The sequence below is a fragment of the Chamaesiphon polymorphus CCALA 037 genome, from assembly GCF_003003845.1.
Classification (GTDB): domain Bacteria; phylum Cyanobacteriota; class Cyanobacteriia; order Cyanobacteriales; family Chamaesiphonaceae; genus Chamaesiphon; species Chamaesiphon polymorphus.
Window position 1 is genome coordinate 1 of sequence record NZ_PVWO01000281.1, and the last position, 7592, is coordinate 7592.

General features: G+C 46.1%; 6 protein-coding genes. 1 reads left to right on the forward strand and 5 read right to left on the reverse strand.

Annotation, left to right across the window (positions count from 1 at the left end; genetic code table 11):
- Positions 1-631: 631 nt before the first annotated feature.
- Entirely contained in the window at positions 632-943 is a 312-nt protein-coding gene (locus tag C7B77_RS18950; RefSeq protein ID WP_106308313.1) for a hypothetical protein, read from the reverse strand.
- 375 nt (positions 944-1318) lie between these two features.
- Complete coding sequence (locus C7B77_RS18955; protein ID WP_106308316.1) at positions 1319-2914, reverse strand: iron uptake porin; 1596 nt, start codon at positions 2912-2914, stop codon at positions 1319-1321.
- A 63-nt stretch (positions 2915-2977) separates the two neighbouring features.
- On the opposite strand from C7B77_RS18955, the gene C7B77_RS18960 reads away from it, so the two are divergent.
- Complete coding sequence (locus C7B77_RS18960; RefSeq protein WP_106308319.1) at positions 2978-3544, forward strand: hypothetical protein; 567 nt, start codon at positions 2978-2980, stop codon at positions 3542-3544.
- A gap of 185 nt (positions 3545-3729) precedes the next feature.
- Here the strand turns inward: C7B77_RS18960 and C7B77_RS18965 are convergent, their stop codons facing one another.
- From C7B77_RS18965 to C7B77_RS18975, 3 genes are all read right to left on the reverse strand, one after another.
- Positions 3730-4671 carry an aldo/keto reductase gene (locus tag C7B77_RS18965; protein WP_106308322.1) on the reverse strand — a complete coding sequence of 314 codons (942 nt, stop codon included), beginning with the start codon at positions 4669-4671 and terminating at the stop codon, positions 3730-3732.
- A gap of 236 nt (positions 4672-4907) precedes the next feature.
- Positions 4908-5627 (reverse strand): histidine phosphatase family protein, encoded by a 720-nt coding sequence (locus C7B77_RS18970; RefSeq protein ID WP_106308325.1) that lies wholly within the window; start codon positions 5625-5627, stop codon positions 4908-4910.
- Positions 5611-7467, reverse strand: a complete 1857-nt coding sequence (locus C7B77_RS18975; protein ID WP_106308328.1) for an ABC transporter ATP-binding protein — start codon at positions 7465-7467, stop codon at positions 5611-5613. The genes C7B77_RS18970 and C7B77_RS18975 overlap by 17 nt, the downstream gene beginning before the upstream one ends.
- Positions 7468-7592 lie beyond the last annotated feature (125 nt).

A 7592-nucleotide genomic window follows, 5' to 3' on the forward strand; every position in this document is an offset into this window, starting at 1 on the left:
AGATTTGAAGTTCATGAGCTGAGTATTCCTATTTAAGTAGTGATGTTTTAGTGTTTACTTACACTCAAGACAACAAAGATTAGTGAGCTAATTTCGGAAAACTTGGAGATTTGTTTGTGCTTTAATCTGTGTTTTCGAGGCGTTAACTGTATGTTTGAGTTGTGTCTTTTGTGTTCGTACCAATATCTACAGATCGATAGATTCACTTTCCAGAAATATTGCTAAATAAAATTTCGATCGAAGTTAAATATTGCTCTAGTCGTTGTTATGCAAGCATTTGTAAAAAATAAATTCACAGCAAATTACTATTTTGACGGGGAGCGGAGAATGGGGTACCTTTAAGATCTCCGCTTTAACTAAGTAGGTAGGTGCAAATATTTGTTAGATAGAAAATGTCTGAAGCCTAGCTGGTGGGCAGTGCCCACCCTACTGGACATTTTATATTTAATTACGCCCAGCTACTTAGTTCTTCTATCTTGATGCAAGAACTGGTAGTCTCCTCTGTTGCCTAGTAATAGGTAAAACTACATGAAAAAACTCAAATAGCTCATTTACTAATTTATGTAAATGAGCTATTTGAGCTAAAAAGAGTTATTAAACAAATTTAGATTTAAAACCGATGGCAACGGTATTAGTAGCGGCGGGGGTTGTAACGAACGTTGTTGATGTTGCTGTCGTTCTTTTGATCGACACGGTTGCGATTGCCGAAAATATCGACACCTTGGGAGTTATCATTGCTGCTACCAGTGTTTTCAAAAGTCGAACGACCGATGCCAGTATTGCGAATGACGGAAGTGTTGCGTTGGTTGGCAACGTTTTTGTCGCCAGTAATGACAGTGGTTTGTTTGCTGGTGTTGGAGTTCGCAGTATCGGCATGAGCGGGAAGAGTCAGACCTAATGTAGCGACGCCTAAACCGATAGCGAGGATAGATTTGAAGTTCATGAGCTGAGTATTCCTATTTAAGTAGCGATATTTTAGTGTTTACTTACACTCAAGACAACAAAGATTAGTGAGTTAACTTCGGAAAACTTGGAGATTTATTTTAAACTTTAATCTGTGTTTTCTAGTTGTTAACTGTATGTTTGAGTTGTGTCTTTTGTGTTCGTACCAATATCTACAGATCGGTGGATTCACTTTCCGTAAATCTACGCAAATAAAATTTCGATCGAAGTCGAGTATCGCCGCAACCCTTGCTGCTACATGCGTTCTAAAGACAGCAGTTCATGGGCAGACCTCAGTTTCCCCTAAAGCCTAAAGCCTAAAACCTAAAGCCTAAAGCCTGACTTTCGCAGGTAGTCTAGTAATGTATATGTTCGATTAAAATTCAAGCAGCGTGCGAATAACACCAACGTAGGTGGTGTCATTTGCGGCATTATGGTCGGGATTGGTAATAATCAATATGCCTGCGGTGGTGGCAATGTTTTCGGCGATCGGCCAGCGATAAAATGCTTCTAGGTGCAGGGAGGTATCGGGGTCGGAATATGATGCGCCATTGGCGGTAAATTGATTGCTAGTTACCTTGGGTGGTTGACCGATAATAATCCCCGCCAAGCTATCCTTACCGCTAATATCTACAAATGATAAGGTTGCTGCCCAGTTGAAAATATTTGCAGTGGGATTTCCAGGTAAATCTATTGCCTGAGCGCGAGTAAGTCCCGCCCATCCACCGAGATAAACGTTGGGGGCAATCTGCACTGAAGATTGCACCCCGAAGGCATCGGCAGCGATCGCGTTACTATTATCGTCGAACGGATCGTTGGCGCGATCGCTGCCTGTATTGGTATCGAGTCGATTGAAGGATTTAATATAGTTGACGCCGATGCCAAATTGTGGATTGGGTTTATAGGTAATTTGGGCGATCGCACCATAGGCACCACCAAATAGTCCTGTTTCGAGTCGATCGATATCATCGGCAAGATAGCCCAAACCGAGAGTCACAGACGATCCTAATTTGTGGGTAATGCCAAAGCCCGCCCCGCGCCCTTGCCGATAGATCGGATTTCGCACGCCAAATCGCGAAATAGTGCCTTCACTACCACTGTCTAAATGGGGATTTAAGGAATCGCCGAATGTAGCCAGATTGCCACCTTTAGCTGTCGCAAATATTTCGGTTTTGTTGTCGATCGGGAAGCGATATTCTAAGCGATTGAGAACGAATCGACCGCGCGTATTACCTTGATAAGAGAGTCGGCTCATATCGCTGCCAGTGACTCTATTTACTGCTGGGAGATCGCTCTTTTGGAACCTGACTCTGAGTCGATCGAATCCAGTGAAACTAGTATTAATATTCAACCTGGCTCGATAGCCAGCAGCGACGCGGCGATCGTTATTGTCGTCATCGGGGATCGGATTGCCGCCGATGGCAACTCCGCTGAGTAATACTTCTCCCGATAGTTTGGTGCCGATTGGATATGTTGTTTTTCTGGTTGGATTGCTGGGTTCGGCTGGTTGGGTGTTAGAAATTTTGGCTGGTGCTGGTGAAATCGTGCGATGGTTGTTAGATACACAGTTTGATACGCAGGATTGTCCCCATATATCGATCTGAGAATTGGCAAATAGATCGGCAGATTTTTTCCTAGTTTCTCGATTGGGTAAGGTGGCTAACTCTGGAGCGAAGGCTATTTTTAACTCTTCGATCGCGGCTAAGTCTGGTGGTGAAATTGCTAGTTGGGAATCTTCTATTCGATCGACAATCGATTGGATGGCTATCGCAAATTCACTACGGTTATTTGGTGGTTTAGTTGTGAAATTAGGTGGTGAAGTATATCGCTGCTGTAATCTTAGTAAAAGTGAATATTGCCCAGTTGTAATTGGTGGATTTGACGATCGGGGATCTTTCTTGGTGCTGACGAGTGGTGGGGGAGTCGAGGTAAACAGCCCAGTATCCGCAGTGGTAGAATGGTTGAAAGTCATGTGGAAAGATCGGCTTTCGATCGGGTCAAGTTCTGTTTGTTATGAGTTATTTACTAGTTAACAATGAGTATAGAATTAATTCAAACCATGCAATGGACTCAGCTTTGCTGGGAAATGAGCTTTAAGAAAATCGTAGACATCGATCTCGTTCTTCCCCAAATTGGGGGAACATACCCAATTAAAATCGAGGATAATGAGGATTTTGCAAAGGAAGGACAAGCATTTATATTGTGGCAACCACCACATTCAGAACTAAATGGTTGGTATAACAAGAGACCATCTGAAATACTTAAAAGCTACGTTTTAGATGGAACGATTAGAACCATGAGTCCCAATGGATTGGAATTTGATTTTGAGATAAGCGATAGGATCGGGTTGATTGATTTCTTTGATGTTGTTGATTTAGATGATAATTCACCTTTGTCTTACGTTAGACAACCAAATGGAACTGCTTTAATTCAATGGTCGGATGCTCATCACATTGTGAAAGCTAAAGTCGGAAATTATTGGTATTTAAGTGGTCATGAATGTGAAACTTCTCTAGAAATAATATTTTCATACATGGAGATCGAATATGTATTCATTATTCTGCTACTTTACATCACCCCGCATGGTATGAGACGAAGGTAACTAAGTACTTCTTGAATGAGATCGAACATCAAGTAATTAGTAAGTCGATCGAACAAGCAACAGAAATATTTGAGGAAAATCAAGACACGTTACAAGAAACCCAGATTTATGGGGCAGAATACTGGTGATTTAAAATCGAACGGGCAAGATCCCCGACTTAAGAAGTCGGGGATCTGACGAGACTACTATACAGCTTCGGGTTCTTTCATACTCTGGAGTAGTGCTGTGCGATCGGCATCAGATAAAATGCGATCGCCTGCTTGGGCGTTTAGGGCTGCTTGTTCTGGCGATTTTGCGCCGGGGATGGCGACAGGTTGCGCGGGATGGGAAATAACGTACTGGAGGGCGGTAGCTGCCATCGTGGTATCGGCTGGTAAGCTCGCGCTGAGTGCTTTGACTGCGGTGATATCCCGATCGAGTTTGGCTTGTTTGTCTGCATTCTTGTGCCATTTGCCGCGAATGGTGTCGGTGAAGACGGTATCGGCGGCATACTTACCAGAGAGCAAGCCTTGGGCGAGTGGCCCGCGCACGAGGACGGCAATGTTATGCTCGATGCAGTAGGGGAGAATTTTGGCTTCGGCTTTGGGGTTGAGCAGTGAGTAATCGAGTTCGACGATGCTACAGTTACCAGTCGCATTAAATTGCTTGATTACGTCAAATTTGTTGGTGGAGATGCCATAGGCGCGGAGATAGCCCTGTTGTTTGAGTCCCTCAAAGGCTTCGAGATAGACGCTCGGATCTTCGATATCGCCTTCATGACAGAGTACGGCATCCGCCCAATCAGTTTTCATCCGAAATAGTGAGGCTTGCAGACAGAGGCGGATGGTATCGACATTTTTGGGCAGTCCTTCATTGGTGCGTCGTCCCCAACTACCGATTTTAGTGACGATGTAGGTGCGATCGCGAATGCCCTGTAAAGCTTTGCCCAAGCGTTCTTCAGATAATCCTTGGGGGATGCCGTAAGCTTCGGCGGTATCGAACAGATTTACGCCATTATCGAAGGCACTGCGAACTGTGGCGAGCGCGGTATCTTCGTCAATTTCGCCCCATTGATTGCCGATATTCCAGGTACCCATGCCGATGGTAGAAACGTTCCAACCTGTGGTGCCAAATTTACGATATAACATTGATTTTTTCCTAGTAAATTATGAGTTCTAAATGCTTGAATTTTTATTACTGTCTAACAATTTTTTTTGAACCGCAGAGGCGCAGAGGACGCAGAGGAAATATAGAAAAAGCTCCTTTTGGGAAGAGAGTAAGTGAGTTTTGAGAATATCTTTCTTCTTCTCTGCTCTTTCTTCTTCTCTGCGCTCTCTGCGCCTCTGCGGTTCAAAACATCCATCTCACCAATCAAATAGTATTGCTATACAGTTGAGGCGAGAAATTCTGTTGCCAGATGTTCCGTGTAATTGAGGACTTCTAATTGAGACTCCAGGACATCTCCCTGCACAAACTTCATCACGCTAACACCGCAGTTAGATTGCCGCAGCGAGTGATAATCGGCAGGTGAGAGATTAAAAGCAGTGCTAATTAGAGATCGAATCGTGCCAGCATGACTGACGAGCATTATCGTTTCACCGCAATGACGCGGTAGTGTATCTTGCCAAAATTGCCGCGATCGAGCGTAGAGATCGCGGACGGGGTAAGATGGCTGCTGGGTACGCGGATCGACCATCACAAATCGATCGGGATGTTGCTTCCAACAGTGGTAATCATCGGCAAAATTTTCCCATACGTCCTGATGGTAAAGTCCGTGCCAAGCAGGTAGATCGATTTCCCTAAGTTGCCAATCGACGCGAATATTGACAGGATCGATCGAGGGACTCATCTGCGCTAATATTTCGCTAGCGGTTGCTTGTGCCCGCCTAAGCGAACTGACGTACATGGCATTAATTGCCAAACCACTCAAAAATTCACCCGTCTGCCGTGCTGTCTGGCGTCCGAATTCAGTCAGCACCGATTCATCGCTACTCCCTTGATACCTACCTTCGGCATTAAAGCTACTTTGCCCGTGACGCACCAAGATAACCCGTGTTTCCTGTGCTGTAAGTTTTTCCCGCTCGCATTCAAGCTTCCAAGACATGTTCTATTCCTTGTGGATCTAAATTATTTGCATCATTTTGAAGGCGATATAACTGGGCATAACGTCCAGCTTGCGCCATTAATTCGGGATGGGTGCCCCGCTCTAAAATTTCCCCTTTTTCGATGTAGAAGATGAGATCGAACCGTTCGACCGCCCGCAGGTTGTGCGAGATCAAAAATGTCGTACTGCCCTGTGTGAGGCGATTTAAAGCCTCATTGACGGCATGTTCGCTGGCTCCATCTAGTCCGGTCGTCGGTTCGTCGAGAATGACAATCGGCGAGTGGCGGATGGCGGCTCTAGCGATCGCGATCCGTTGGCGTTGTCCCCCCGATAAAGTACCGCCGCGTTCGCTGACGACCGTGTCGTAGCCTTGGGGCAAGTCCATAATAAAATCGTGGGCATTTGCCAGCCGCGCCGCATGTTCGACTTCGGCATCGGTGGCTCCCAAGCGTCCGTAGGTGATGTTTTCCCTAATGCTGACGGCGAATAAAACGCTATCTTGCATAACGACGCTAATCTGTTGGCGGAGTGAGTCTAATTTATAACTCCGAATATCTCTGCCATCGATGAGAATGCCGCCGTCAGTAGGATCGTAGAGTCGCAGCAGGAGGCTGGCGAGGGTGGATTTACCGCTCCCAGATGGCCCCACCAGGGCGATTTGTTGTCCGGGTTCGACCGCAAAATTCACCTGTTTCAAAATCTGCCGATTCGGATCGTAGCCGAAGGATACGTCTTGAAAGCTGACAGAACCATAGAAAGGGTGCGCCTTTGTCGCTCCAGGGAAGTCGCGAACGTGGGGTTCGTAATCGAGAATATCGATCGCGCGTTCTCCTGACGCGATCGCTTTGGCAATCTGCCCGATTTGTTTGCTAATCTGGCGCATCGGGTCGAATGCTGTCTTGAGATAGTTTACAAAAATTAACACATCACCAGGAGTGAGAGTTTTTTGCAAGACGAGTAGGGAACTGCGCCAAACCACAAATGCTAACACCAACGCCATCAGCACTTTAACTAACCCTTCCAAAAAAATCGCCAGTTTGAGCGATCTCACGCCTTCTTGGAGACTTTTGGTATTTTGGATCAGGAAATTTTGCTCCAACATATCGTGTAAGGACAGAGCCTGCACCACTCTAATCGCGCCGATGGTTTCGCTGGTAGTATCGGCGATCGCGCCTTCGGAGTTACGATGTTTGTTGGTTTCTTTGCGAATCTTACCGACGATATTGCTGGTAGTAATCGCAAATAGGGGAAAAATCGCGATCGAAATTAAAGCTAGTTCCCAATTGAGCCAGAACATCACCCCCATCATCCCGACGATCGTGACTACATTTGCCATAAATGGCAGTGCAGTTTTAATCGTCACCAACCGCAGTCGTTCGATATCGTAGGTAACTCGTGCAATCAAATCGCCACTTTTGAACCGTTGATGGAACGATAGCGATAGTCGCTGAATGTGACTGTATAAGTTGCTCCGCACTTCAGATAGCACCTGAATTGCCGCTAGTGCCATCCCATAAGTACTCAAATAAGCCGTCACGCTACGTAATGCGGCGATCGCGACGATCGATGCTGCTAGCAGCGCGAGTAACCACAGCGGCGACAATCCTCGTGCAAAACCCAAAATATCGGGATAGATATCTGTCTTGGAGAGCAGTACGCCGTCGAAAATGAATTTCAGCGGCCAAGGTTCGAGCAATCCGAGTGCGGTTTCCGCTAACAGTGCGAATAACGAGCTACCGATGAGCAGTTTCCGCTGGCGGATTTGCGGCCAAAATCTGGCTAGGATCCGCCAACTGCCGGGGATGATGCCTTTAAGTTCTTTCTCTCCTGTCTGAATCATTATTTTGGGTTATGGAGTGGTGCTTAGTCTGTAGTTGCTGGTGCTAAGGAACCCGGATCTGGGGGAGGCTGTCTTGATGCGCTAAACCGTCGGGAAACCCGACGAGCGCGCATCGCTTCCCCCAG